At 34.6% G+C, this 26,653-nt stretch carries 29 protein-coding genes; 18 read left to right on the forward strand and 11 right to left on the reverse strand.

The genetic code is table 11. From position 1 onward, the window contains the following. The first annotated feature begins 30 nt into the window (after window positions 1-30). The 5 genes from LAU42_RS02615 to LAU42_RS02635 are packed head-to-tail and all read left to right on the forward strand — an operon-like array spanning window position 31 to window position 4,692. Window positions 31-1,488, forward strand: coding sequence for a DNA-binding protein (locus tag LAU42_RS02615; protein ID WP_224184145.1), 1,458 nt, complete (start codon window positions 31-33; stop codon window positions 1,486-1,488). A 14-nt stretch (window positions 1,489-1,502) separates the two neighbouring features. After that, a complete protein-coding gene (locus LAU42_RS02620; RefSeq protein ID WP_224184146.1) occupies window positions 1,503-3,188 on the forward strand; it encodes an immune inhibitor A domain-containing protein in 1,686 nt (561 codons plus the stop codon). An 11-nt stretch (window positions 3,189-3,199) separates the two neighbouring features. Beyond that, on the forward strand, window positions 3,200-3,727 hold the full coding sequence (locus LAU42_RS02625) for a GNAT family N-acetyltransferase (protein WP_224184147.1): 528 nt from the start codon (window positions 3,200-3,202) through the stop codon (window positions 3,725-3,727). Further along, window positions 3,714-4,199, forward strand: coding sequence for a 2-thiouracil desulfurase family protein (locus LAU42_RS02630; protein ID WP_224184148.1), 486 nt, complete (start codon window positions 3,714-3,716; stop codon window positions 4,197-4,199). The genes LAU42_RS02625 and LAU42_RS02630 overlap by 14 nt, the downstream gene beginning before the upstream one ends. 28 nt (window positions 4,200-4,227) lie before the next feature. After that, entirely contained in the window at window positions 4,228-4,692 is a 465-nt protein-coding gene (locus tag LAU42_RS02635; protein ID WP_224184149.1) for a hypothetical protein, read from the forward strand. A 35-nt stretch (window positions 4,693-4,727) separates the two neighbouring features. Here the strand turns inward: LAU42_RS02635 and LAU42_RS02640 are convergent, their stop codons facing one another. The 4 genes from LAU42_RS02640 to LAU42_RS02655 all read right to left on the reverse strand — a co-directional run bounded on the left by LAU42_RS02640 (window position 4,728) and on the right by LAU42_RS02655 (window position 7,334). Beyond that, a complete protein-coding gene (locus tag LAU42_RS02640; RefSeq protein ID WP_224184150.1) occupies window positions 4,728-5,240 on the reverse strand; it encodes a YaiI/YqxD family protein in 513 nt (170 codons plus the stop codon). Next, window positions 5,167-5,802 carry a hypothetical protein gene (locus LAU42_RS02645; RefSeq protein ID WP_224184151.1) on the reverse strand — a complete coding sequence of 212 codons (636 nt, stop codon included), beginning with the start codon at window positions 5,800-5,802 and terminating at the stop codon, window positions 5,167-5,169. Before LAU42_RS02645 ends, LAU42_RS02640 begins: the two co-directional genes overlap by 74 nt. 165 nt (window positions 5,803-5,967) lie before the next feature. Next, on the reverse strand, window positions 5,968-6,384 hold the full coding sequence (locus LAU42_RS02650) for a MarR family winged helix-turn-helix transcriptional regulator (RefSeq protein ID WP_224185804.1): 417 nt from the start codon (window positions 6,382-6,384) through the stop codon (window positions 5,968-5,970). 104 nt (window positions 6,385-6,488) lie between these two features. Beyond that, window positions 6,489-7,334, reverse strand: a complete 846-nt coding sequence (locus LAU42_RS02655; RefSeq protein ID WP_224184153.1) for an undecaprenyl-diphosphate phosphatase — start codon at window positions 7,332-7,334, stop codon at window positions 6,489-6,491. A gap of 148 nt (window positions 7,335-7,482) precedes the next feature. Here LAU42_RS02655 and LAU42_RS02660 point away from each other — a divergent pair, with 148 nt between their 5' ends. From LAU42_RS02660 to LAU42_RS02670, 3 genes are all read left to right on the forward strand, one after another. Continuing rightward, entirely contained in the window at window positions 7,483-9,063 is a 1,581-nt protein-coding gene (locus tag LAU42_RS02660) for an ABC transporter transmembrane domain-containing protein (RefSeq protein WP_224184154.1), read from the forward strand. A gap of 9 nt (window positions 9,064-9,072) precedes the next feature. Further along, window positions 9,073-10,677 carry an ATP-binding cassette domain-containing protein gene (locus LAU42_RS02665; protein WP_224184717.1) on the forward strand — a complete coding sequence of 535 codons (1,605 nt, stop codon included), beginning with the start codon at window positions 9,073-9,075 and terminating at the stop codon, window positions 10,675-10,677. Between the two features lie 113 nt (window positions 10,678-10,790). Then, window positions 10,791-11,627 (forward strand): DegV family protein, encoded by an 837-nt coding sequence (locus LAU42_RS02670; protein ID WP_224184155.1) that lies wholly within the window; start codon window positions 10,791-10,793, stop codon window positions 11,625-11,627. A gap of 55 nt (window positions 11,628-11,682) precedes the next feature. Here the strand turns inward: LAU42_RS02670 and LAU42_RS02675 are convergent, their stop codons facing one another. Further along, entirely contained in the window at window positions 11,683-12,117 is a 435-nt protein-coding gene (locus tag LAU42_RS02675) for a MarR family winged helix-turn-helix transcriptional regulator (protein WP_224184156.1), read from the reverse strand. Between the two features lie 223 nt (window positions 12,118-12,340). Between LAU42_RS02675 and LAU42_RS02680 the strand changes: the two genes are divergently transcribed. The 8 genes from LAU42_RS02680 to LAU42_RS02715 all read left to right on the forward strand — a co-directional run bounded on the left by LAU42_RS02680 (window position 12,341) and on the right by LAU42_RS02715 (window position 20,940). Beyond that, the gene (locus LAU42_RS02680; RefSeq protein WP_224184157.1) at window positions 12,341-13,252 is read left to right on the forward strand and encodes a CobW family GTP-binding protein; all 912 of its coding nucleotides are present in this window, start codon (window positions 12,341-12,343) and stop codon (window positions 13,250-13,252) included. A 123-nt stretch (window positions 13,253-13,375) separates the two neighbouring features. Next, entirely contained in the window at window positions 13,376-14,113 is a 738-nt protein-coding gene (locus LAU42_RS02685) for a DeoR/GlpR family DNA-binding transcription regulator (protein ID WP_224184158.1), read from the forward strand. Window positions 14,114-14,123: 10 nt separating this feature from the next. Continuing rightward, window positions 14,124-15,038 (forward strand): 1-phosphofructokinase, encoded by a 915-nt coding sequence (gene pfkB, locus LAU42_RS02690; RefSeq protein ID WP_224184159.1) that lies wholly within the window; start codon window positions 14,124-14,126, stop codon window positions 15,036-15,038. A gap of 15 nt (window positions 15,039-15,053) precedes the next feature. Continuing rightward, window positions 15,054-16,934: a PTS fructose transporter subunit IIABC gene (locus LAU42_RS02695; protein WP_224184160.1), complete on the forward strand. Its 1,881-nt coding sequence runs from the start codon at window positions 15,054-15,056 to the stop codon at window positions 16,932-16,934. A 554-nt stretch (window positions 16,935-17,488) separates the two neighbouring features. Next, window positions 17,489-18,265, forward strand: a complete 777-nt coding sequence (locus tag LAU42_RS02700; protein ID WP_224184161.1) for an alpha/beta fold hydrolase — start codon at window positions 17,489-17,491, stop codon at window positions 18,263-18,265. 274 nt (window positions 18,266-18,539) lie between these two features. After that, window positions 18,540-19,877, forward strand: coding sequence for a hemolysin family protein (locus LAU42_RS02705; protein WP_224184162.1), 1,338 nt, complete (start codon window positions 18,540-18,542; stop codon window positions 19,875-19,877). Between the two features lies 1 nt (window position 19,878). Further along, a complete protein-coding gene (locus tag LAU42_RS02710) occupies window positions 19,879-20,178 on the forward strand; it encodes a DUF3817 domain-containing protein (RefSeq protein WP_224184163.1) in 300 nt (99 codons plus the stop codon). Window positions 20,179-20,229: 51 nt separating this feature from the next. After that, entirely contained in the window at window positions 20,230-20,940 is a 711-nt protein-coding gene (locus LAU42_RS02715; RefSeq protein ID WP_224184164.1) for a pseudouridine synthase, read from the forward strand. A 62-nt stretch (window positions 20,941-21,002) separates the two neighbouring features. On the opposite strand, the gene LAU42_RS02720 is transcribed toward LAU42_RS02715, so the two are convergent. Further along, window positions 21,003-21,788: a TIGR00266 family protein gene (locus LAU42_RS02720; protein WP_224184165.1), complete on the reverse strand. Its 786-nt coding sequence runs from the start codon at window positions 21,786-21,788 to the stop codon at window positions 21,003-21,005. Window positions 21,789-21,912: 124 nt separating this feature from the next. Between LAU42_RS02720 and LAU42_RS02725 the strand changes: the two genes are divergently transcribed. Together LAU42_RS02725 and LAU42_RS02730 are read left to right on the forward strand one after the other, a co-directional pair. Beyond that, the gene (locus tag LAU42_RS02725) at window positions 21,913-22,749 is read left to right on the forward strand and encodes an aldo/keto reductase (RefSeq protein WP_224184166.1); all 837 of its coding nucleotides are present in this window, start codon (window positions 21,913-21,915) and stop codon (window positions 22,747-22,749) included. Window positions 22,750-22,869: 120 nt separating this feature from the next. Further along, the gene (locus LAU42_RS02730; protein WP_224184167.1) at window positions 22,870-23,595 is read left to right on the forward strand and encodes a YwiC-like family protein; all 726 of its coding nucleotides are present in this window, start codon (window positions 22,870-22,872) and stop codon (window positions 23,593-23,595) included. A 43-nt stretch (window positions 23,596-23,638) separates the two neighbouring features. On the opposite strand, the gene LAU42_RS02735 is transcribed toward LAU42_RS02730, so the two are convergent. The 5 genes from LAU42_RS02735 to queC form a co-directional block, all read right to left on the reverse strand. Further along, window positions 23,639-23,896, reverse strand: coding sequence for a GlsB/YeaQ/YmgE family stress response membrane protein (locus LAU42_RS02735; protein ID WP_224184168.1), 258 nt, complete (start codon window positions 23,894-23,896; stop codon window positions 23,639-23,641). A gap of 150 nt (window positions 23,897-24,046) precedes the next feature. Then, the gene (locus LAU42_RS02740; protein WP_224184169.1) at window positions 24,047-24,649 is read right to left on the reverse strand and encodes a hypothetical protein; all 603 of its coding nucleotides are present in this window, start codon (window positions 24,647-24,649) and stop codon (window positions 24,047-24,049) included. A 68-nt stretch (window positions 24,650-24,717) separates the two neighbouring features. Continuing rightward, the gene (gene queE / locus LAU42_RS02745; protein ID WP_224184718.1) at window positions 24,718-25,431 is read right to left on the reverse strand and encodes a 7-carboxy-7-deazaguanine synthase QueE; all 714 of its coding nucleotides are present in this window, start codon (window positions 25,429-25,431) and stop codon (window positions 24,718-24,720) included. Beyond that, window positions 25,428-25,841 carry a 6-carboxytetrahydropterin synthase QueD gene (gene queD, locus LAU42_RS02750; protein ID WP_224184170.1) on the reverse strand — a complete coding sequence of 138 codons (414 nt, stop codon included), beginning with the start codon at window positions 25,839-25,841 and terminating at the stop codon, window positions 25,428-25,430. The genes queE and queD overlap by 4 nt, the downstream gene beginning before the upstream one ends. After that, window positions 25,841-26,506, reverse strand: a complete 666-nt coding sequence (queC, locus tag LAU42_RS02755; protein ID WP_420908097.1) for a 7-cyano-7-deazaguanine synthase QueC — start codon at window positions 26,504-26,506, stop codon at window positions 25,841-25,843. Before queC ends, queD begins: the two co-directional genes overlap by 1 nt. Window positions 26,507-26,653: the final 147 nt, after the last annotated feature.

Consider the following 26,653-nt stretch of genomic DNA (forward strand, 5'->3'; position numbering starts at 1 on the left):
GTTGTTAAGGCTTTTTTTAAGGAGATTAATATGAAAAAATGGATAATATTGTCGGCGTTACTGCTTGCAGGATGCTCGGATAAACCGTCAACTTTATATGATAATAAAGACGCAGATATTTTATTCGATGCCTCACATGGACAGACAGCAGGAGAAGCAGACTGGGTGATTGATGGTGGTTTTTCCAGCTTTAATGATGCGCTTTTAAAGAAGCAGTATAAGACGACAAGTACGAATTATAACGATGAATTTACATATGAAAAACTAAAGCATTATAAAGTTGTGATTATACCTGAACCGAATATCCCTTTTAAAGTAGAGGAGCAGGATGCGCTTAAGCGTTATGTCAAAGAAGGTGGCAGCGTCATGTTTATTGCGGACCATTACAATGCTGACCGAAATTTAAACCGCTTTGATTCATCGGAAATATTCAATGGATATCGACGAGGTGCTTTTAATGACATTACAAAAGGGATGTTTGATGGAGAAAAGCAATCTGAGCGTATGAAAAATGTTAAAAGTTCAGACTTTCTGGCTGAAACATTCGGTGTAAGATTTAGATATAATGCACTAAATAACGTAGTGATTAAAACAGATAGTACACATGATGCGTTTAATTTATTAAAAGGGGTAAAACGTGTCAATATGCATGCTGGCAGTACGATTGCTATCACTAATCCAGATATCGCAAAAGGCATAATATATCCGGGGAAACTTACAAGTAGAGATAAATGGCCGCATGCAGTAGATGATGGTGTGTACTCGAACGGTGGAACGGATGAAGGAGCGTTTGTTGCGATAAGTAAATATAATAAAGGAAAAGCAGTGTTTATAGGAGACTCTTCCATTATTGAAGATGATACACCAAAATATGTGAGAGAAGATAATGGGAATGGTAAAAACACATATGATGGATTTAATGAAGCTGATCATAAAACGTTGCTGAACAATCTCGTTGACTGGCTGGCAAAACAGGAAGACTATACTTCATTACGAGAGAAAACAGTACTTGATCAAAAGACACCGCTATTAAAGATGGAAATTCCTGAACAATCAAAAGAACTTACGAAAGAACCTTGGGGAACACCATCATATGGTTACTTATGGTATGATCCGTCAACATTTAAGGAAGGAAGCTTTGGTGCATCGTCAACGTCTAATAAAGAAGCGGATTCAAAAACCGACAAACTACGCGTTGAGGCACCGTCTTCTGTGCGACCACGTGATTATATTAAGATTGATGTATATCATAATGAAGCGCTGCAGGACGTTTCAGTTGAATTAATTGATGCGAATGGTGCACAAGTTGGCTTGTTTAATGGTAGACCACCTGGAAAATCTGATGCATTTGATATGAAACGTGAAAGTAATCGCTATCATTGTTACTTTAATGGTAAAATTGCAAGGGAAGCGTCTCAATCAATTCAGTTGAATATATATCGTGGAGGTCAGTTGATAGAGACAAAGAATATAAAAGTAAAGGGCTGAAATGAGGTAATACTATGAAGTTATTTAAATTTTTAGCAACTGTTTGCTTATTGTCATCTGTAACAACAAGTGAAATATACGCTGCTGAAAGTCAACCGAATAATAATATTCAATTACAGAATAAAGAAAAACTTAAAACGAAATCAATCGTTTCAAAAAAAAGTACTGCTAAAACATCGGCGATTCCTTACTTTAAAAATGTTCCATATAAAGGTCCGGTCATTCATGAAAATGTGCTTGTCGTGTTAATGGACTTCAAAAATGCACCACATGGTAAGTTGACGCAAAAAGATACTGAAAACTTCCAGAAAAAATATGATAGAAATTATTATAATCAATTATTTTTTGGTGATTATGTTAAGAGTAATAAAGGTGAGAAATTCCATTCATTAAAATCATATTATAAAAATGCATCGAGTGGCAGTCTTCAATTAACGGGACAAGTCGCGGGCTGGTATCGTGCGAAGTATCCAATCGAGTATTATGGACGTAACAATGATGCCAAAGCTTCAGAACTTATTATGGAAGCTGCCCGTAAAGTTGCGAAAGATAAAAAAATAGACATGAAACGATTTGATCGCTTTGATTATTACGATTTAGATAAAGATGGAAAAGTAAATGAACCTGATGGTATTATCGATAAATTTGTCGTTGTATATAGTGGTAAAGGTGAAAGTGAAGGTGGCGGAAAGTTTGGTCAGAATACAATTTGGGAACATGTATCAGAAGTACCTTTCACAAAAGACGCTAAGCCGCAAACAATTGCTGGTACATATAGCAAGCAATCAAAGTTCCTGAAAAAGCGATTAGCAGTGGCAGAATATGGAATGGTCGCAGAGGATAGTACAATCGGAACTGTGGCACATGAATTTGGTCATATGCTGGGGTTACAGGATGAATACGATACTTCTGAAAGTGCGCTACGTCATTCAGGAGAGCCAGTGAGGTATTGGTCATTGATGAGCTATGGAAAAGATGGAGGCATTATACCTGGAATGAATCCTGTCAATTTAAGTCCATATGCTAAAATGCAGATACAGCGTATATATGGTGGCAATTGGATTCATATAAATGAAGTCGATTATAAGAACATTTTAAAGAAGAAAAAATATTATTTACTTGATCAATCATCATATAAAGGTAAAAACAATAATGTAATAAAAGTGAATTTACCTCCATTACAGAAGAAAGTCAAAGGTAAAATTAGAAAGTATAAACGCTATTACTTAATTGAATGGAGAAATCATACAGGACTAGATGTAGGATTATCGAGAATAAAAGATGTATTCGGTACGAATAAGTACGGTAAAGGCATGCTCATTTGGTACGTAAATGAATATTATAAAGATAACAACAATTTAGCAAACCATTTCGGTGAAAGTTTAGTCGGAGTCGTTGATGCTAATCCGAAAAATATTCGTACATCTGGTGGTTACATTCCAATGGCAGATATACAACTTTATGATGCACCATTTAATAATAAATCTTATGGTCAATATAATAACGCACCTAACTATTTCTTTAGAAAAAAATCTACTGCACCTGTCTCAACGTTTTTTGATCGAAACTATTCAAAAAAATCGATGCAGTCAATGGATTTGCCAGATACGAGTAGAGTACTTCCACAACTAGGATTAAAGATTAAAGTTGAGGGACAGAATAAAACAGGTACAGTCGGTAAAATAAGTATTTATAAATAAAGGAGTACCGCATGTCATTTTTTGAAACAGAACGTTTAATTTTTAGAAGTTGGTGTCAATCAGATCTCCCTTATTATATTGAATTGAATCGTAATGAAGAAGTTCGAAAGTATTTTCCGGATGTATTAAGTAAAGAAAGGAGCGAACTTATATTTGATATGATGCAAAATGAAATTGAAACGACGAAGCTTGGTTTATTTGCAGTAACATTAAAAGACGGATCTTTTATCGGTTTTATCGGTTCACTATTTATGCAGGAAGATACTTTTATACCATATAGCCCATTTTATGAAATTGGATGGAGGCTGTTACCGGAGTATTGGGGAAAAGGATACGCGACTGAAGGAGCGCAAGGCTTGCTAAAGTATATGCAGAAACTTAACATTTCTTATGCGTATGCTTATACATCCATTCATAATCATGGGAGTTTAAATGTGATTAAGAAATTGAACATGGAAAAACTGACGACGTTTCATCATCCTGCATATCGTTATGGAGAACAAGTACTGTTCAGGAGGGCGTTATATGATACTTATTAGTAGCTGTCTTGCAGGACATCCTGTACGCTATGATGGTAAAGGTAAAGGCCATGAAGTTTTTACGAGACTTGTTGATGATAAGAAAGCATTGTACGCCTGTCCAGAATTGCTCGGTGGTTTATCAGTACCTCGAGCACCTGCTGAAATTATCGGTGGGGATGGCGAGGATTGTTTAGAAGGTCGTGCGCGTGTTGTAACAATTAATGGTAAGGATGTTACAGAGGCATTTATTGAAGGTGCAAAGCGCACACTGGACTTCTGTTTAAAGTATAGAATAAAGACTGTCGTATTAAAGTCCGGCAGTCCGAGTTGCGGAAGTGGTGAAATTTATGACGGGACTTTCACAAGCACGAGTACAAATGGTGATGGTGTAACAACAGCATTATTAAAGCAGCATCATATTACTGTAATGGATGAATTTACTTTTATTGAACGAATTAATGACACATCAATGAAACGTAATATGTTATGATATGTATTATTGAATGGAGTTGAGAACAATGATTACTATAGAACGTGTTGAAGATGGTAATTCAATTTCGCTTGAACATTATGAACTACCTATTAAACAAATGATATTCTCTGGACATCCAAGACATATATTAACAGCAAATAGAGCAGGATATGATGCGTTTGTAATAAAAGAAGAGGGGATCGTTATCGGTATATTTGCGCTTGATAGCGGCATAATACTTCAAAAAATAGGAGCTACCATTAATGATGTGTACTTAAGAGGATTATCCATTAACCATGCACATCAAGGTCAAGGCAAACTGACTGCTGTAATTCCATTGATTGAAGATTATATAAAAACGCATATGCCTTTAGCTGAACATTTATATTTAATGGTTAACGTCAAGAATGAAGCATACTATGCATTCATTAAGTTAGGTTTTATCGATCAGAAAAAGTCGGTTCGTCAAAATTTCCAGCAACTAAAAGTATTACGAAAAGAAATTAAATAAATAAAACCTCTATCTGAAATTGTCACATAGAGGTTTTATGCTTTAATTAATTGTTCTAAGCATTTAATGAACTGTTTACGGTCCATCTCAGTATACTTAGAAGGTCCTTTAACACGTTTGTTGCGTTTACGTGATTCATGATGAATGTGTCGGGTTAATAATAACGTATCAATGTTTTGAGCACTATACAAAAATCCTGTATGATGAATCGCGCGTGCTTTATGAAGTACGATACTTGCAAGCCCATAATCACCTGTCACTACAATATCATTTTCCTGGATAAGTGCTGCGATCTTATAGTCTGCACTATCACTAGCAGTATCTACATACAATGTCGTCACATGCTCTCCATAATCCGATGTAGTATAGTGTGCATAGTCCTTTACTAAATAAACAGGTATTTTATAAAGTGATGCAACTTTTATCGTTTCATGAACGACAGGCGAACTATCTGCATCAATAATGATTTTGAAATTATCGCTTTGCAATTTTTTCGGCCATTTGTTTTCTATGCTGTTCAAATAACTGTGCATTACTGAAATCTTCATCGTTGTGTATTTGTGCATTATGATAAATAATATCCGCGTTAATTGTAGTTTGTGGTTTCATAAAGCTGAAGACCGATTTTTTTTGTTTCGGAGATTTAACTTTGTAGTTTTTATACTGTTTCATCTCTTTAATACGTTTCTTTTCATTTTCGTTACGTAATTTTTGTTCGCTTTCTGCACGCTCTTCAATGGACTTGTTTAATGCGTCCTGCATTTTTTTAATGTCTTTTTGTTCCTGTTTCTTTAATTTCTTTTCTGATTTTGCTTCTTTTATGAATGGTTGCATCTGTTTTTTGTAATTTCTATTCTTTTTCTCTTCTTTATACTTACCTGCAATGAATGATGAAGTCGTAACAACTCCACTTTTAACTGTAGTAGATGCATCCTTTGCTTTTTTAGCGGCAACGATAGATTTATCTTTTGTAACGTCATATGCTTTCACGGTTAAGTTTGTAAGTTGCTGAACTTCTTTTTGGTTTTTCAGTTTATGACGTTCATTTATAAGTGGTACAAGTATTACTGCAGCGACATTAATTGTCGATTTAATTTTATTTTTATCCATAATACGATCTCCTTTGCATTATTAATTTCATTATAATATACATACCCTAAAATTTATAAGATTAACAAAGTGATAATTATTTAATCTTAACAAAAAAACACTGCAGATATTTCTTTCTGCAGCGTTCTTATATTGCATAGTTCAAGCGAGGTATCGAATTAGATATTAGTAAGTCATGTTTTCTGTTAACCTTTTGGAAAGATGCATCAATTGATGATATTCTTCCATTGTCAACTTACTACTTGAAAGCATATCTAAAGGGATTTCTGAGATTGATTTGATTAATTCGGTCCCTTTATTTGTTAAAATCACTTCAACTACACGTTCATCCGAGGACATTCTTCTTCTTTCTACAAGACCATTAGCTTCCATCTTCTTAACAATAGGTGTAATTGTGCCTGATTGAAATGAAAGTTTTTCACCTAGTTGTAATACGGGAAGTGCCTGAAATTCACTTAACACCATTAGTACAAGATAATGTTGGTAGCTCAAAGAATATTTTTTGAGAAAATCTCGGTTGTATTTCTTGATGATTTCTCTCTGGACAAGATATAGTTGATAGTCAAGAGCATTTTTGTTCATTAATATATAACTCCTTCTATTCAACTTCTTTTCTAAACTATAACATCAAAATTGTGATTATGATAGCAAATTTCAAAAAATATACATATAATATCTTTGAATTGTTATATACCTTTGCCGATACCAAAACCAAAATATAATACCGCGATAACTGCAACAAGGATTAATCGGTAAATAGCAAATGGGATTAATTTAACGCGATTGATTAAATTCAGGAATAATCTGATCGATAATACTCCGAATATAAATGCTGCAATAAATCCTACGATATAAAATAAAATTTGGTCGCTATGAATATATTGCATATTGCTTATTAAACTTTTAGCACTTGCAGCAAACATGATTGGTACTGCCATAATAAATGTAAAGTCACTCGCTGCTTTATGGTCCATCTTAAGAAGTACACCAGTTGAAATCGTAGAACCTGAGCGCGAGAAGCCAGGCCATAGTGCTAAACATTGTGCTATACCGATTATAAGCGCATTCTTATATGTGATTTGATCCACTGTTGTTGTATGTGTTACACGTTTATTATATAAGTCTGCAACAATCATTAATACTGCACCTAATGCAAGACCAATGAGTACAGTCGGCACACTGAATAAATGTTCGTCAATAAAATCATCAAATAATAATCCCATAATTCCTGCAGGTAATAGTCCGATAAAGATATGTAATAGGTTAAGTCTCGGTCCTTCTGTTTTTTTCTTTTCTAAGTGCAGTAATTCGAAGAAACGATGTCTGAATATCCATGCAGCAGCAAATATTGAACCGAGCTGAATTACGATTTTGAATGTGTTTGCCGATTCCTGACTATCGAGAACATTTTTAGTCTGTAACCACATATCGTCTACTAAAATTTGATGACCTGTAGATGATACAGGTGCGAATTCAGTAAGACCTTCCACAATTCCTAATATTAATGCTTTAATAAGCTCAAAAAAAGCCATGAGTTAACCACCTTTAAATTAAAAAATTAAATACTTTTAAGATTATAGCATATACATCTCTATTCTACATATTGTAAAGGGAATGATGAATGCGAATAGTTTTGATAAAGTGATATTTGTCGCTATAATGCTATATAGGAGTGATAATGTGAAATTTTTAACAAAATTATCTTTTAACTATAGATGGTCGCATACATTATTTTTTGTATTGAGTATGACTTTAAGCATTATTATCGTATTACAAAGTGTTCAGATTGGAAAAGTAATCGATGCAATACTGTACAAACATACAATTGATTATCCGTTCGTCCTCGGTTCAATTATAATTATATTATTTGGTAGAAGTGTGTCTCAGACTATGCTGAAGCTTACTGGGAACAAGCTTAGTTATAACGTCAAGCACGACTTAAGAGCACGGATCAGTAAAGAGAGTAATGAAGTAGGTTCGGTTATGAATCTCGTGCAGCAAGGAATTGAAGGTGTACACGGCTTTTATAGTGATTATTTACCACAAGCCTATCGCTCGATATTCATACCGCTCTCTATACTTATATTTTTAGCGTTCTTTCATTATAAAACAGCACTCATTATGCTGATTACAGCGCCTTTTATTCCAATTTTTTATATCATCATCGGTATTAACACAGAAAAACAGGCATTGAAGCAAATGTTAAGTTTGAATCAATTTTCAAATTATTTTTTAAATGTGATGAAAGGCATTATGACCATTAAAGCATTTAATTATGAAAACGAAGCATTGTCTAAAGTTGCATCGTATTCGGAGCAGTTTAAAAATCATACGATGAAAATATTGAAAACAGCATTTCTATCAACGCTTATGCTTGAATTTATATCGATGTTATCAATCGGTATTATTGCACTTGAAATTGGATTGTCTCTTATTGTCTTTAAATCTGTATCGTTTTATACAGCGGTTGTTGTGTTAATGCTCGCACCAGAATTCTATAATGCGCTGAAAGATTTAGGGCTCGCGTTTCATACTGGAAAGACAGCAGCAGGCTATGGAGATATGCTGAGTGAGGCGTTAACTAGACAAGAGCACAATATAATATACGATAATCAGTCAGAAATTTCGTTTCATAATGTAAAAGTAACATATGAAACAGGAGATTTCATGATGAATATACATGAAATGACGATTCCGCTGGATCATTATACGATTACTGGACATAGTGGGGCAGGGAAATCTACTTTCGCTAAAGTTTTATGTGGTTTGACACATTTTGATGGGCAAATTCATATGCACAGTCATTTAAAAGATAACATTGTATATTTATCTCAATTTGATGCAATATTATCAGATAGTGTAATCAATAATATTACGATGTTTAATGCATATAATTTTGATGAAGTCGTAGCGCTTGCGAAACAATTTAAGATGCATGACAGAATCATGGCAATGTCGAATGGTTATGATACGATACTTGGTCCTGAAGGTGAACAGCTTTCTGGCGGTGAGATGAGAAGGATATCTTTAATGCGTGTGTTCTTATTTCCGAAGCATCTCGTAATATTAGATGAGCCTACGACGATGCTGGATCATGAAAGTAGAATGATTATCATGGATGCAGTAGAAACATTAAAGCAAAATTGTTACGTTATGATAATCGCGCACAACAAAGAGACGATAGAAAGCAGTAAAAATCTCATCACAGTAAATGACGGAAATATCAACGTAAAACGTCATAGTGAACTGGGGGTGAAGTAAGTGCAAGGAATGAATTATCAAGTAAAAAAAGCGATAACAATATCAATTTTGATCGGATTGATTGGGGCTTTAACTTCAATCGGAATGTTTAGTCTAAGTGGGTTTATGCTTTCAAAAAGCGTTTTGAATGTACCGCTGTACACATTAATGACACTAGTCGCAACGATAAAGCTGTTTGGAGTATTACGTGCAGTTTGCAAATATTTCGAACGTCTAATTTCACACGAAGCCACATTTGAAATGCTAAAAGACATTAGAGTAAATGCAGTCAAGGATTTACTGCAGAATTTCGAACAAATTCAGGCGAATCATAAACTTTCAAACGTATTAAATATGACGGTGAACAATATTGAAAAGCTGCAGAATAAATTGTTACGTGTTATATATCCACCAGTTATTGCGCTCTTAACGACTATAACAGTTATTTTCATTTATATTCAGTATAGTTTGTACGCTGTAATCGTTATTGGTATCGCTATGATACTTATGATTATCATACTTCCTCGCGTGTGCACTACAATTCTGAAAAACGCTGTTATAGAAAAATATAAAGCCATTGACCATTATGAAAGCAAACTTGTAGACTATCATTTGCATAAAGAAACAATCCGCTTGTTTGATAATAATCGTGTTTTTGAAATGGACCTGGATAAATTACAGCATGAGATGGAAAATCGCGTCGCCACAGAACATTTAGTGATTACGCTTTATGACTTTATGCTCAATTTAATTGCGATGACTGCAATATTTTTAACGATTGCGCTCATGATAATTGATCCATCATTACAGGTGATGATGTATTTAAGTATTGTTATGGTAACAATTACAATATTTGAAATGGCAATTCCGATGGTGCATTATCCATATCATAAAGTTGAAACGAAATTAGCTGAAGAAAGTATACAGTCATTAACTAAATCTTCTGTTGAAAAATTAAATGTACAGATGGAAAGTATCGAATTAGAAAATGTTAATGTCATAAAAACAAGAAAAATTTTAAATGATATTAATATAAAAATAAAAAAAGGTGATTGGATAGGAATATCAGGGCAAAGTGGAGCGGGAAAAACGACGCTTATACAGACAATAATAGGTCTTAATAATATTACAGGACGTTATATTATTAATGGCAAACCGATTGATTGTCCGGTAAATATGTTTGATATGTGGAATATTTCTTCACAGCAAAATCACTTTATTGAAGGTACTGTAATGGAGAATATGTTTACGCAAGTATCAAATCAACGTCTTGAAAGCCTCTTAAAACAATTCAATCTACCGTTTAATGCGGATTCTAATGTTGATGCATTCGGCTCTAATTTATCAGGAGGTGAGCGACAACGTCTTCATTTTATAAGAATGATTTTAAGGAACAAGTCGCTCTGGATACTGGATGAACCATTTAATGGTTTGGATGAATCAAACATTCAGATTATGATGGATTATTTAAAGGAGCAGAGCATTACTTTAATTTTAATTAGTCATGACACACGATATTTCCAGTATGTGGATGAAGTGTATGTGTTGTCATCGGGTAATATAATTGAACGAGGTCGTTTTGAGCAATTGTACAAAAATAAAACTTCTTTGTTCCATGCACTTTCTAAAAAATAAAGTTATATTTTAATAATAAAAAAAGATTTATTTTAACTTTAATCATTTATAATTACTATTAGTATCAAGTAATATGTTAAAATATAATTAAAAGTATTGAGGAGGCGTCATTTTTGAAAGTAGCATGGTTAACAGATACGGCATCAGGATGCATTATTGATGCTCATGAAGATATATTCGTAGTACCGATGGGTGTTATATTAAATGATCAACACTATCAGGATCAGGCAGAATTATCGATAGAAGATTTTTATAAATTATTACAGCAGTATGGTGATGGGGCGAAAACAACACAACCTAATTTCCAGGCGCTACATGATATGTATGATCATATTGAAAGCTTAGGATATACACATGTCATTGCAATCCATCCTTCAAGTGAACTTACGGGTTCGTTCCAGAATTCAGTAAAAGCGAGTCAGGAGTCTTCATTAACGTGTGCGGTGATTGATTCAAGAATCGGAAGTTATCCGATGAAGGCGATGATTAATAAAGGTATGGCGCTTTTTGAAGAGGGATTATCATTTGATGCAGTCGTTGAGCAGTTAAAGGTGTATACGGAAGATGCGATGTTATTTGTTCAACCGAAAAACCTAAATCAGATGAAAAAAAGTGGTCGTGTTTCTAAAACGCAAAGTATTATGGCTGGACTATTAAACATTCAATTGATTCTTAAGTTTGAAGATGGTAAAGTTTATCCTATTGAGAAGGTTCGTACGAAAAAGAAAGTAATCGAAGCGATGAAAACATGTGTGGCACAAGCTTTAGAAAACTCAAGTCCTGAAGAAATCTGTGTTGTATATGCTGGAGATCGTAGTGAAGCTGATTTATATATTGATTGGCTGAAGTCCACGTATCCACAAAGTAAAATTGTAGATGAAATATTAGTCCCTGTCGCAGGCGTACATTTAGGTTACGGCACTGTTGGTATTAGCTGGATTAATGCATAAAAACAACCCATCAAGCATGCTAGATGTATGCTTGATGGGTTGTTTACGTTAATTATTAATTTGTTTTAATGTTCTCTATTAATTTATTAAGTAAACGACTAAAAGTTTCACTCTCTTCTTCGGTAAATAAAGAAACGTCGTTAATAATATCCGTCACCTGATATAATTCGTCTTTCATAGCAACACTCTTATCGGTTAATGAAATGAATACTTCTCTCTGATCAAGTTCTGAACGCGTACGTTTAATTAAATCATTTGTTTCCATACGTTTTAATAGTGGTGAAATTGTACCAGTGTCTAATGATAACTCAGTCACCAATTTCTTAACATTTACAGGAGACTCATCCCATAATATTGAAAGCACGAGATATTGAGGATATGTAATATTATGTTTCTTAAAAATTTTATTAGAGTAGTATCGATTGACTTGGCGCTGTGCATTATATAGATTAAAACATAATTGTTCATCTAATTTAAAATGGTTTGACATACGGTTCCTCCTAAGCAGTATGTATAATTCGAAGTTAATCGGTTTCTACATACATCTTTATTTAGTATACTCTATTATATGTAATTAACCTAATGCATTCTTTTATAATTTATTACAATTAAGTACAATTTTCAATGCTAATTACAATCTTTTTGAATGTTTAGTGTAATGTTATATCAAAGGTGTATAAGATATAATGAAACTGTGATAAGGTGGTCATCTAATGAACAAAAAAATGAAAGTCATCATTGTAAGTGGATTTCTTGGTAGTGGTAAAACGAGTTTACTATTGCAAATGATAAAAAACAATCAATATGAACATAAACCGAAAATTGCTATTCTTATGAATGAACTCGGCGGCTTTAATGTTGATTCAAAAATATTAGGGGAAGACACACCGTACAATGAACTATTGAATGGGTGTATTTGCTGTGATTTAAAAAGTGACGTAGCTGTTCAACTGAGCGACTTATACTATAGACATGCACCTGATTTCTGTATTATTGAAGCTACAGGTGTTGCACATCCTGTTGAAATATACGATGCATGTACAGATCCGGTACTGACGAAGTTCTCAGAAATTCAAAACATTACGACGATCGTTGATGCAAAGCGTTATCTGGAACGTACAAAATATACAGAGACGACACGCAAACTTATGGAAGAACAAGTGAAGTATGCGGACATCGTCGTTGTGAATAAAATGGATTTAATCGATGAGGCAGAACGCATTGATTTGCAGCATCAATTATATAGCATTAATCAGCGCGCAGAAATGATTGAAACAGAATACAGTAAAACGAATATTGATATATTATCAATAAAAGGACATGAAGTGAACGCACATATACATATGCATCATGGGATTACATCAATGGTGTATACATTTAATGGTGCAATAGACTCAAGAGCGTTCGTGACGTGGCTATCACAACTGCCGGACAGTGTACTTCGTGTAAAAGGTTTTATTAAATTTCGTGAGAATAAAGATCAAACAGTATTATTTCAATATGCTTATGGAATTCCTCAATATGAAGCAGAGGTAATGAATATGCCGCTAAAGCTTGTTATTATCGGTGAAGGTTTAGAAAAACAAAAGTTAATGGATCAGCTTGATCAACTCCAATTCAGTTAAGAAATGTGAACGTTTTCTCACATTTCTTCTTTTTTTGGTTTTATTTGAATGATTGTGATTGAATTTGATTGACAATGAACGAAAATAATCATATTATGAAAGTGTTCATAAAGGAGGTCTTTTATGCTGACGATTGAAAGACATAACACGATATTAAGACTTTTAGAAATCCATGAAATCATTACGCTTCAAATGTTAGTTGAAGAAACGGATTGTAGTGAATCAACGATAAGACGTGATTTGTCTACTTTAGAAGCTGAAGGTAAGCTGATTCGAATTCACGGAGGCGCTAAGAAAGTAACGGAAAAGCATAAAGATATCGCGCTTTCTGTAAAGTCAACGAGGAAAACGAAAGAAAAAGAAGAAATCGCTAAAATAGCAGCAGCACAAGTCAGACATCATGATTGTATATATTTAGATGCGGGTAGTAGTACATTAATGATGATTCCATATTTGAATCAGCAAGGGATTACAATTGTAACGAATGGTTTAACGCATGTACCACCACTCGTAGAAAAAGGGTATGAAGTATATATGATAGGTGGATATATTAAACATGATACGCATGCCAGTATCGGTGTTCAAGCAATTGAAAGCTTAAAACAATTTCGTTTTGATAAAGCATTTATGGGTGCGAATGGTGTTCATATGGTACATGGCATTACGACACCAGATATTGAAGAAGCATACATTAAACGTAAAGCATTTGAGAAAGCAGAGCAAATTTATTTTTTAGTAGATGATAGTAAGTTTGACGAAGTTACATTTGCAAAAGTAGCAGATTTACAAGAAGAAAGAACGATACTTATTACGAATCGTGATAACGCACTGCAGGAAGTGTATCACAAATATTTAATATAGGAGGACGCACATGATTTATACAATTACTTTAAACCCATCCATCGATTATGTTATGTTTACCGATGGATTTGAACAAGGTGCACTGAACCGTGCGCATACGACGTATAAGTTCGCCGGGGGGAAAGGCATTAACGTATCAAGAGTTTTAAAAGCATTGGATAACGATACGACTGTTCACGGATTTTTAGGTGGATTTCCCGGGCAATTTATAAAGGAAACATTACAGGCCAGTAACATTCTCGTAGATTGTGTTGAAGTAAATAGCGACACTCGAATTAACGTGAAACTTAAAGGCGCAAGTGAAACAGAAATAAACGCACCTGGTCCAAACATTAATGAACAGCATATTGAACAATTGACGAATAAAATTGAAGCATTAACAACTGATGATACTGTGATTATTGCCGGCAGTATTCCTAAGTCAATGCCGGATGATATTTATGCTCAGATTGCAAAACGATGTTATACAAAAAACATTCCATTCGTTGTAGATGCAGAGAAGGACTTATTAAATTCAGTACTACAATACAAGCCACTATTTGTGAAACCTAATATTGTTGAACTGGAGGAGATGTTCGATACACAATTACAGTCAGATGAAGCAATTATAAGTGCAGCAAAACAGTTAATGCATAAAGGTGCGCAAATGGTCTTTGTTTCAATGGGCGGAGACGGTGCAATGCTTGTAACACATGATAAATGCTTTAAAGCAATTGTTCCAAAAGGACAAGTCGTGAATACAGTAGGATCAGGCGACTCAACTGTAGCAGGTATGATTTCAGGATTAACAGACGCATTATCAATGGAAGAAGCATTTAAGCAGGCAGTTGCGTGTGGTACTGCGACAGCATTTACTGAAGACTTAGCAAGTGCAACAGAAATAAACGAAGTTTTACAGCATATACAAATAAAACAGATTTACTAACCAGGAGGGAATAAAATGAGAATTACAGATTTGCTTACATTTGATACGATGGCAATGGATTTACAGGCAACGACGAAAGACGGCGTTATCGATGAATTAGTAGAAACATTATCAACAGCAGGCATATTATCAGATAAAACATCATTCAAAGAAGCAATACATGCACGTGAAGCACAGAGTACGACAGGTGTCGGTGAAGGAATTGCAATACCTCATGCGAAGAGTGATGCGGTAAAGAAACCGGCGATTGCATTTGGTAAAGCAATTGATGGTATTGAGTATGAGTCGCTAGACGGACAACCTGCAAGATTATTCTTTATGATTGCAGCACCAGCTGGTGGGGCACAAACGCATCTTGAAGCACTTGCGAAATTATCAGGTATATTAATGAATGAAGAAGTATGTACAGAGTTATTGCATGCGACGACGAAAGAAGAAGTTATCGAAACAATTAACTTACACGATGAAATCGAGAAAGATGAAGAAGTGATTCTCGCACCGACAGGAGATGCTAAAGATGAGCAACTAGTACTTGCAGTTACAGCATGTCCGACAGGGATTGCGCATACTTATATGGCAGCAGACGCGCTGAAAAATCAGGCAGTGAAAATGGGCGTGCCAATTAAAGTTGAAACGAACGGATCCGGTGGCGTTAAAAATAAATTAACGGATGAAGAAATTAAAAATGCAACAGGTATTATCGTTGCAGCTGATGTGAATGTTGAAACAAGCAGATTCCATGGTAAAAATGTTGTAACAGTTCCAGTAGCAGACGGTATTAAGCGACCAGAAGAACTGATCAACATGGCGTTAGATACTTCAAGGCCTGCATATGTTGCGAAAAATGAGAAAGCAGCGAGTGGTGCTACAGCAGAGAAAAAAGGAGTATATAAACATTTAATGAGTGGTGTATCTAATATGCTGCCATTCGTTATTGCAGGAGGGATATTAATTGCATTAAGTTTCTTCTGGGGGATTCATTCAGCGGATCCAAAGTCTGAAGAATATAATGCCTTTGCAGCAATGCTAATGTTTATCGGTGGAGATAACGCTTTTAAATTAATGGTTCCTGTACTTGCTGGATTTATTGCGATGAGTATTGCAGATAGACCAGGATTCGCACCAGGTATGGTCGGTGGTATGATGGCAGTTGCAGGTGGATCAGGATTTTTAGGTGGTTTAATTGCCGGATTTTTAGCCGGATATTTAATGATAGGAATTAAACGTGCATTCAATTGGTTACCACAAGCATTAGATGGTATAAAGCCGACATTAATATATCCGGTGTTTGGTGTATTAATAACAGGACTTGCAATGGCGTACGTTATAAATCCACCTGCGAAGTTCCTAAATGAAGCAATGACAAATGGATTAAATGGTTTAAGTGGAACTAACGCTATCTTACTTGGACTAGTATTAGGTGGTATGATGGCAATTGATATGGGTGGTCCATTCAACAAAGCAGCATATACTTTTGGATTAGCAGCATTTGAATCAGGACATTATGCACCAATAACTGCAGCTATGATTGGTGGAATGGTGCCTCCATTAGCTTTAGCATTATCAATGATTTTATTTAAGAAAAAATATACGAAAACACAACGCGGTTCAATTGTATCAAACGCTGTAATGGGTGCATCATTTATTACAGAAGGTGCAATACCATTTGCTGCAGCAGATCCACTACGTGTTATCCCATCAATGATCGCAGGAAGTGCGACGGCTGGAGCGCTTGCTATGGCATTTGGATGTAGTATTTCAGCGCCACATGGTGGAATCTTTGTTGTAGGATTAGATAAAGCACACTGGCCAATGTTCTTACTTGCATTAATAATTGGTGTTGTTGTTTCAGCAGTAATTTATGGCGTCATTAAAAAACGTCCTGAAGAAGTATAGAAGATTTAGTTATACATTATAATCTGTCGAACTATAGTACAAGTTCGGCAGAAACGAGCACAAAACAGTTAAAATTGAGATGAAACTGCCGAACTATAGTATAAGTTCGACAGAAACGAGTACAAAACAGTTAAAATTAAGGTGAAACTGCCGAACTATAGTATAAGTTCGGCAGAAACGAGCATAAAACAGTTAAAATTGAGATGAAACTGCCGAACTATAGTATAAGTTCGACAGAAACGAGTACAAAACAGTTAAAATTAAGGTGAAACTGCCGAACTATAGTATAAGTTCGGCAGAAACGAGCATAAAACAGTTAAAATTGAGATGAAACTGCCGAACTATAGTACAAGTTCGACAGAAACGAACACAAAACAGTTAAAATTAAGGTGAAACTGCCGAACTTAATCATTAGTTCGGCAGTTTTATTTTTATCATAAAAAACATTATATGCAAAATATTAATCTTTTATCATATAATACTGCGTAATATATAAAAAATGGGGTATAATAACATTACTTATTAATTGCAAGATGAAAGAACGGATGATGTGAATGTTATATTTTAAAACATATATAAAAGATAAAGATGCACCTTGGATCACATTTATTCATGGTGCCGGAGGTAGTTCAACGATTTGGTTTAAACAAATACGTTACTTCCGTAAAGATTTTAATATTTTACTTGTAGACTTACGTGGGCATGGGCGTTCAACAGAAGTAATCTGGAAAAAGGATGACTCATTTAAAACGCTTGCTGTCGAAGTCATAGAAGTACTTGACGAACTAAACATTGAACAAACACATATTATCGGAATGAGTTTAGGTACGATTGTATCGCAGACAATCGCAAATCGATATCCTGAACGCGTATCATCTCTTGTGCTAGGGGGAGCGATTATATCACTTGATATTCGTACGAAGTTTTTACTGATGGTAGGGAGATTAACTAAGAACTTTATTCCATTCATGCTGCTCTATAAACTATTTGCCTGGATTATAATGCCGAAGAAAGCACATGAGGAATCGCGTCTTGCCTTTATAAATGAAGCTAAAAAGATGAGTCAGAAACAGTTTGTAAAATGGTTTAGTTTAACAAAGTTGATCAATCCATATTTAAGTCACCTTCAAGTTGCTACAAAGACGATACCTACATTGTTCATTATGGGAGAAGAGGATTATTTATTTATTCCGCCTGTAGAGAAAGTTGTGAAAGAGAATGGTAACTTCAACCTCGAGATAATTAAAGATTCTGGACATGTATGTAACATTGATCAGCCTGAACGATTTAATGATTTAAGCAAGGCATTTATTAGCATACATTCTGTATAAATTATACCTTTAAAAATATTTGTTTAGCTTATAACAATTGTTTTTAAAGGTTTTTTATACTGTTTATTATAATTTTAAATACACTGTAATATAAATACGTATAAATTTGTGATAAAATATTGAGTAATCTACCGAGGAGGTGACTACTGTTGGGAAGGTCATAAATTGTACAAAGATAAGATTTAATAACGAAATAACTGTAACAAAAATCAAATGTGACTTACGTAGTCACCAAACATATTCCGGAGGTGAATCCCTAGTATTAGGGAATTAATTGGACATACAGACCATATCAAATTTATTATTATTTGCATTATTAATCGCATTAACTGCATTATTCGTAGGATCAGAGTTTAGTTTAGTAAAGGTAAGAACTTCAAGAATTGATCAACTCGTGTCAGAAGGTAACGCTGCTGCAAAGATTGTTCAGCACATGGTGCATCATCTAGATTATTATTTATCAGCGTGTCAGCTTGGTATTACGGTAACAGCTTTAGGGCTTGGTTGGATTGGTGAATCAACTTTTGAATCTTTAATTCATCCTGTCTTACATTTATTCCATATTCCAACTGAGATGAGTAAACCTATCACGATATTTTTAAGTTTCTTTATCGTTACGTTTATCCATGTTGTTATCGGGGAACTTGCGCCGAAATCTTTAGCGATTCAGTACGCTGAGAAAATGACATTAGCATTTGCGAGACCGCTTTACTTCTTCGGTATTATTATGAAACCATTAATTTTTACAATGAACGGTACAGCGCGTTTAATTTTACGTATTTTTGGTGTTCAACCAGCAGATCATGAACAGGCGATGAGTGAAGAAGAACTGAAGATTATTATGACACAAAGTTATCAAAGTGGAGAAATCAACCATACAGAGCTAGCGTATATGCAGAACATTTTTAGTTTTGATGAGCGATTAGCAAAAGATATTATGGTTCCGAGAACTCAGATGATTTCATTAACGCAACCGTTTAATATTGAGGAACTGTTAGAAGTGATTAATGAACATCAGTTTACGCGTTATCCAATTACAGAAGATGGAGATAAAGACCACATTATTGGATTTATTAACGTTAAGGAATTTTTAACGAAATATGCTTCAGGTGACCCTGTACGTATTACAGATCATATTCATGACTTACCGTTAATTCACGAAGTAACACGTATTAGTGATGCATTAATAAAAATGCAGCGTGAACGTGTACATATCGCGCTCGTTATTGATGAGTACGGTGGTACAGCAGGTATCATTACGATGGAAGATATATTAGAGGAAATCGTCGGTGAAATTCGTGACGAATTCGATGAAGATGAAGTTAACGATATTATTAAAACAGGTGAAGATACATACCAGATTAATAGTCGTGTATTATTAGATGAACTTACAGAGAAATTTGGAATTGAGTTTGAAGATTCTGATGATATTGATACAATCGGTGGTTGGATTCAGGCACAAAATCCTGATATTGAAAAGGATGATTATATTGATACGAAATATGACAAATGGGTCGTATTAGAGTCGGAAAACCATCAGATTATTACTGTTGCATTGCATAAAGACTTCAATGCTTCAAGAAATAATCCGGATGAGGAAGAGGAAGCATAATATGGATAATAGTACGTTAAAGAGCGTGTTTAGATTCTTTGGATTTTTAGAAGGTGGTTCATTGCTTTTACTTTTGTTTATCGCAATGCCATTGAAGTACTTTGCAGGTAAGCCTGAAGTTGTAACTGTTGTAGGGGCAATACATGGCTTCTTATTCACTGTATATATTATTACATTAATATTATTAACGATTAAAACAAAGTGGCCAGTGAAATGGCCAGCAATTGGTTTTCTCGTTGCATTCATACCATTTGGTACGTTTGTGTATGATCATTATTATATTCGTTCAAAGTATTATTAAAGCGTGTGAGGCAGTGCCTCAGACGCTTTTACTATGAAAGGTTGTGATTCTATGAGAATTAATAAGTTTTTATCTGAAGCTGGTATTTGTTCCAGACGTGGTGCAGATAAGTGGATTGAAGCAGGTCGTATAAAGATTAATGGTGTTAAAGCAGAGCTTGGCAGTAAAGTAACAGACGATGACGTTGTTGAAGTTGATAATAAAGTTGTAAAACTGAACACGGATAAAGGCTACGTATATATTAAACTGAATAAACCACGTGGGATTACGTCAACGACTGAACGTCATATTAAAGGAAATATCGTTGACTTTGTAGGACATCATGAGCGCATCTTCCACATCGGAAGACTGGATAAAGATTCTGAAGGACTTATATTGATCACGAATGATGGAGATATCGTTAATGAAATATTACGTAAAGAAGGTCGTCATGAGAAAGAGTATATCGTAACGGTTGATAAACCGATAACGGATGATTTTGTTAAGCAGATGTCTGAAGGTGTTGCAATATTGGACACGGTCACATTACCGGCAAAAGTAGAAAAGCTAAGTGCAAAGACATTCAAAATTATATTAACACAAGGGCTTAATCGACAAATTCGTCGTATGACAGAAGCTTTAGGATATGAAGTTAAACAGCTACGTCGTATACGAGTTATGAATATACTTGTTGATGATTTAAAGTTAGGACAATGGAAAGACTTAACAGATAGCGAGAAAGATGAACTCTTTACAATGCTGAAGTACACACCGAAACGTTAACCATACAATCGAATAAATTAAATAAAGCGTCAAAAACGATTTCGTTTTTGACGCTTTTATAATTAATCGCTGAACATATCAAACAGTCCGCCGATACCACTTTCGCCTGTTTGTTTCCCCGTTACCGGTGCTGCTGCAAATATACGGCTTGCAAATCTTGAGAATGGTAATGACTGAACATAAACTGTTCCTGGACCACGTAAACGCGCAAGGAATAACCCTTCACCACCAAATAGTTTTGTTTTTAAACCCGGTACAGTCTCAATGTCGTAATCGACATCTTTCGTCATACCGACTAAGCAACCTGTATCAACAAGTAACGTCTCTCCAGGTTGTAAATCACGTTTCATTATCGCTCCACCCGCATGGATAAATGCCATACCATCACCTGATAAACGCTGCATAATAAATCCTTCTCCACCGAAGAATCCGACACCTAAGCGTTTCTGCAGTGCAATACCGATTTGTACCCCTTTAGCAGCTGCTAAAAATGCATCTTTCTGACAAATAAATTCACCGCCAAATTGAGATAAATCTATCGGAATGATTTTACCTGGATATGGGGATGCGAAGTAAACATGTTCTTTGCCCATTCCTCGGTTTGTAAATGTTGTCATAAACAAACTTTCACCTGTTAATGTACGACGGCCTGCAGCGAATAGTTTATCCATAAAGCCGTTGCCGCCACTTGTAGAACCATCACCAAAGATTGTTTCCATCTGTATATTCGGATTGATCATCATCATGCTACCAGCTTCAGATATTACTGTTTCATTTGGATCAAGTTCAATTTCAACGTATTGCATGTCATCGCCATAAATTTTGTAATCTATTTCGTGGTTGTTCATTATGTTCCTCCATTTAGTAAGATTATCATTATTATACTAAATAAATGAGAAGACTAAAAATATAATGATATTCATTTTGTGTGAATGTCTGTTTAGTGTATGATTTAAGTAAAGGAGATGATAAATGATGAATCATATTCAGTTAAACAATGGCGTTTCAATGCCGCAACTTGGACTTGGTGTGTATAAAATTACGGATGAAGCGATGCCCGATGTCGTTAAAACTGCACTGGATGCTGGATATCGTGCATTCGATACGGCACATTTCTACTTTAATGAGGCTTCGCTCGGTAAAGCATTAAATGAAACTAATATTCCACGTGAAGAACTATTTATTACGACGAAACTGTGGAATGACCATCAAGGTTATGAACAGACGAAACAGGCATTTAATGCATCGCTTCAGAAGTTAAATATGGATTATATCGATTTATATTTGATTCACTGGCCATGCCCGGAAGACGATTTATTCATTGAAAGTTATAAAGCGATGGAAGAACTGTATCATGAAGGTAAGATTAAAGCATTAGGTGTCGCTAATTTTAAAGAGCACCATCTGGATAAGCTATTACAGGAAACAACTGTAATTCCGACGGTAAATCAAATCGAGTACCACCCAATTTTTAATCAGGATAAATTACAGCAATACTGTAAAGATAAAGGCATTGCAGTTACTGCATGGAGTCCGTTAATGCGTGGTGGAGAACTATTTGAAAATGAAACATTAAAACGCATCGCTGAAAAATATAACAAAACAGTAGCACAAGTCATTATTAGATGGCATATCGATAGTGGACGAATTGTTATTCCTAAATCATCAAACGTAGAACGTATTAAAGAAAATATTGATGTATGTCATTTTGAGTTAATGGAACAAGATATAGAAACGATTAATCACTTAAATAGAAACGAACGTCAATTTAAAGATCCGGATAAGATTAAAATTGGAGATATGAAGTAATAATGAATAATCGATGAGATGGTGGATGCACCATCTTTTTTCATGAGTTCGTCACAATTAACGCATTTAAACATATATATTAAATGTATGTTTATTGTACAATAAGTTTGAGGTGAGTGTATGAAATTTAAAAAACCAAATCAGCATGGCGCATGGGCAATGATTATTATGCCTGTATTGTTCGGAATGTTTGCAACAAAGTTTAATATATTTCAGCTGCTCTTTTTTGCAGGATGGTTCATGACATTTTTCTTTGCAGATCACTTTCTGTTTTATGCGAAGCAGAGAAAGAAGCAAATAGGGTATTTAAAGTGTGCATTATTGTTTTTATTTATCGCTGTAATTTGTTATATACCGATAATCATTTATGAATATAAAGTTATGATGTTTTTCTTAGCGATGGTCCCGTTTGGTATTATTAATTATTTCTTTGCAAAAGCACGTAACGAACGCCATATCGTAAATGATTTTTCTGCTGTCATCATCTTCTCAATTGCAGGAGTACTCACATATTACATTCAATCTCATCAATTTGAATGGACGATGACATATGTATTCGGGCTGAGCGTTGCGTACTTTATTGGAACGGTGTTCTATGTAAAGACGATGATTCGCGAGAAAAGAAATATCCATTATCGTAATATATCATGGGTATACCATGCATTACTTGTTATCGTAGGCTACTTTATTCATCCGTTAGTATTTATCGCATTTTTACCGAGTTTAATACGTTCAGTTATATTATACGGAAAACAGCTTAAACCGATTAAAATAGGGGTGCTGGAAATTGCGAATGCGGTTTTTATTACAGTATTTATCGGATTATTTTTTAATATCATCACATAAAAATAAGAGCAGCGAATTCGCTGCTCTTATTGATTGCCGTATATTAACGACGTTTATGCAATAATTGTAAAACGATAGATACGATTGCGATTAAAAGGATTGTACCTACTAATGCAGGGATAATACTTACACCCCACACAACAGGGTCCATTTCTCCTAATAAGTGTCCACCGATAGATGCACCGATAAGACCGGCAATGACATTACCGATTTTTCCGCCTGGAATATCAGTACCCATAATCATACCTGCGATCCAACCAATCAGACCACCCATAACAATTGTTAAAATAATTCCTAACATAATAAATTCCTCCTATATTAAACGATTTAAACGAATATTATAAAAACGTTTATAAGCATTTTGCTTATGATTCATAAATACCACGTAAAAAAGGATATAAACATTTTATTAAAAATAATGAAAAATAATTACAAAATAATAATAAAAAGCTTACTGATTGTTAAACAGTAAGCTTTGTTTAATATATATAATGTAGAGTATGCCTAATATGAAATACATATAATTATAAGGAATAAACATGACGAGTAACATAAAACTAATTGCAAATAAATACTCACCGATACGTTTCGGATGATTAATATATTTATATATATTTAAATATTCAAATTGAAACCACTTTACTGTTCCATTAACTTCTGATAGTTGATACATGATGAGACCAATTATAAAAAATGAAACGCTCAAATATGCACTTGATAAATAAATCGATTCGTCACTATGAATAATAATGAACGGTATTGATACATTAAAGAGTAATGCTAATAATAAATGCAGCCATCTATTATGAATATAAATATTATAATTATCGGAATGATAATAGCGTAAGTATAAATGCATGACACTTATCGAACCGATAAATAGTACGAATGTTTTAGAAATAAAGTTTGCATGCCCAAGTAAAGGATAGTTTGTTAGTACTGTGATCATCGTAGATATATTCAAGTGGATATATGTTAATTTCTTTTCTTTAAAATTAAAAAATAGAAATATAAACAACGTCATTAATATATTTCCTATCAGCAAGTAACTCATAAAGTGTCTCCTTAATATTCAATCGTGCTTCAATTATAACGTTTACATAAATTTAAACACAATGTTTATTATACACCTTTTTTGTTACTCCATAGTAATGTATGCAGTTGAGGTGTAACATACACATCGTTCATTTCACTGTCCGGCATTACTTTATCGATTAACGATTCATAATGTGACAGTAATCTTGAAGTATGGTCTTCTACAGTATCTTCAAGATACGGATTACCTACTTGTAAATACATTTTAATATGTGGATAGCGTTTATGAATCGTTTTGCTGAAATGATAATCTTCATCATTAAAGATGACCACTTTTAATGTTACTTTATCTGGATTCAGCTCACGAATCACAGCGTCGAGCTGGTCTAAATCGTGTGTCATCGTTGAACTTGGTGGTTTCGGACTAATCGTCAACTGATCGATTTCAGTCATCCAGCTCTGAAATTTCGTACCTTGTGTTTCAAGCGCCACTTCAATACCTTTACCGTGTAATAACGATACAAATCCAGCTATGTTTTTTATTAATGCAGGATTACCACCTGATATTGTGACATGGTTAAACTGATTAGGTGCAATAGACTGAAGACGTTCATAAATTGTTTCTGGTAATAACATTTCAATCTCACCTTTCATCGTACCATCCCATGTAAACTTCGAATCACACCATACGCAGCTGAAATCACAACCTGCTGTTCTGACAAACATCGTTTTACGACCGATAACCGCACCTTCACCTTGAATGGTAGGACCGAATATTTCCAGTACAGGTATCTTCATTATCGTTTACCTCTATATAATACGTAGCTTGTCGGTGTTTCTCGTAAATAAATTTGCAGTACTTTCGGTCCATGTGGAAGAGTATTTAAATGTGCTTCAATTTTTTCGAAAATAAGTTTTGCGACGTTTTCTGTTGATGGCGGTGTGTTTTGAAATACTTCTAAATCATTCATTAAACGATGGTCAAACGTATTATTGATGATAGACTTTATATCTCTGAAATTAACGAGAAAACCCATTTCATCAAGTTCATTACCACCGATTGTTATATTCGCAAAGTATGTGTGTCCGTGAACGCGGCTACATACACCAGCTTTCTCATTCGGAATAAAGTGTGCGGCAGAGAAGTTAATATCTTTGTTCAGTTCAAATGCATAGTTATGATTCACTTGAGGGTATAGTTGCTGCATCATTATAAATCACCGCTTTCTTTTTCTTGTAAGTATTGATTAAGACCGTTATTTCTCAGTTTACAGCTTGGACATTCTCCACATCCGTCTGCAGGTACACCGTTATAACATGTTAATGTTTTGTTACGCACATAGTCCAGTTGTCCTAACGTATCTGCAAGTGCCCATGTTTCTTTCTTATCCAGCCACATTAAAGGTGTATGAATTTCAAAGTTTAAATCCATTGATAAGTTAATTGTGACATTGAGCGACTTAATAAAATTATCACGGCAGTCCGGGTATCCTGAAAAGTCAGTTTCACATACACCTGTAATGATATGCTTTGCATTAATCTGATAAGCAAGTGCAGCTGCAAAGCTCATAAATAGCAAGTTACGCGCAGGAACGAAAGTATTTGGAATATCATCACCTTCGATTTGTAAGTCGTGGTGTGTTAATGCGTTTGGTGATAATTGTGAGAGTAATGACATATCAAGTACATGATGCTTTAAACCTTGTTCTACTGCAATTTGTTTTGCGATATCGATTTCAAGTGCATGACGTTGTCCATAGTTAAATGTTACAAGTTCTACTTCATCATAATGATGCATCGCATAGAACATACACGTTGTGCTATCCTGACCGCCACTAAAGACGACAAGTGCTTTGTTAGAATTCAGTTGTTTCATTATATTCACTCCATTAAAAAAGACACCAATCCTAGCGGTGTCGTTCTAGTTTTTTATAGAGGGTGTGCGCTAGGAACCTCTTATATTGAATTCGCTACTCATTATAACAGAAAAGCGTGTATAATAATATCTGTTACTTCAAGAAAA

The sequence above is a fragment of the Macrococcus armenti genome, assembly GCF_020097135.1.
Classification (GTDB): domain Bacteria; phylum Bacillota; class Bacilli; order Staphylococcales; family Staphylococcaceae; genus Macrococcoides; species Macrococcoides armenti.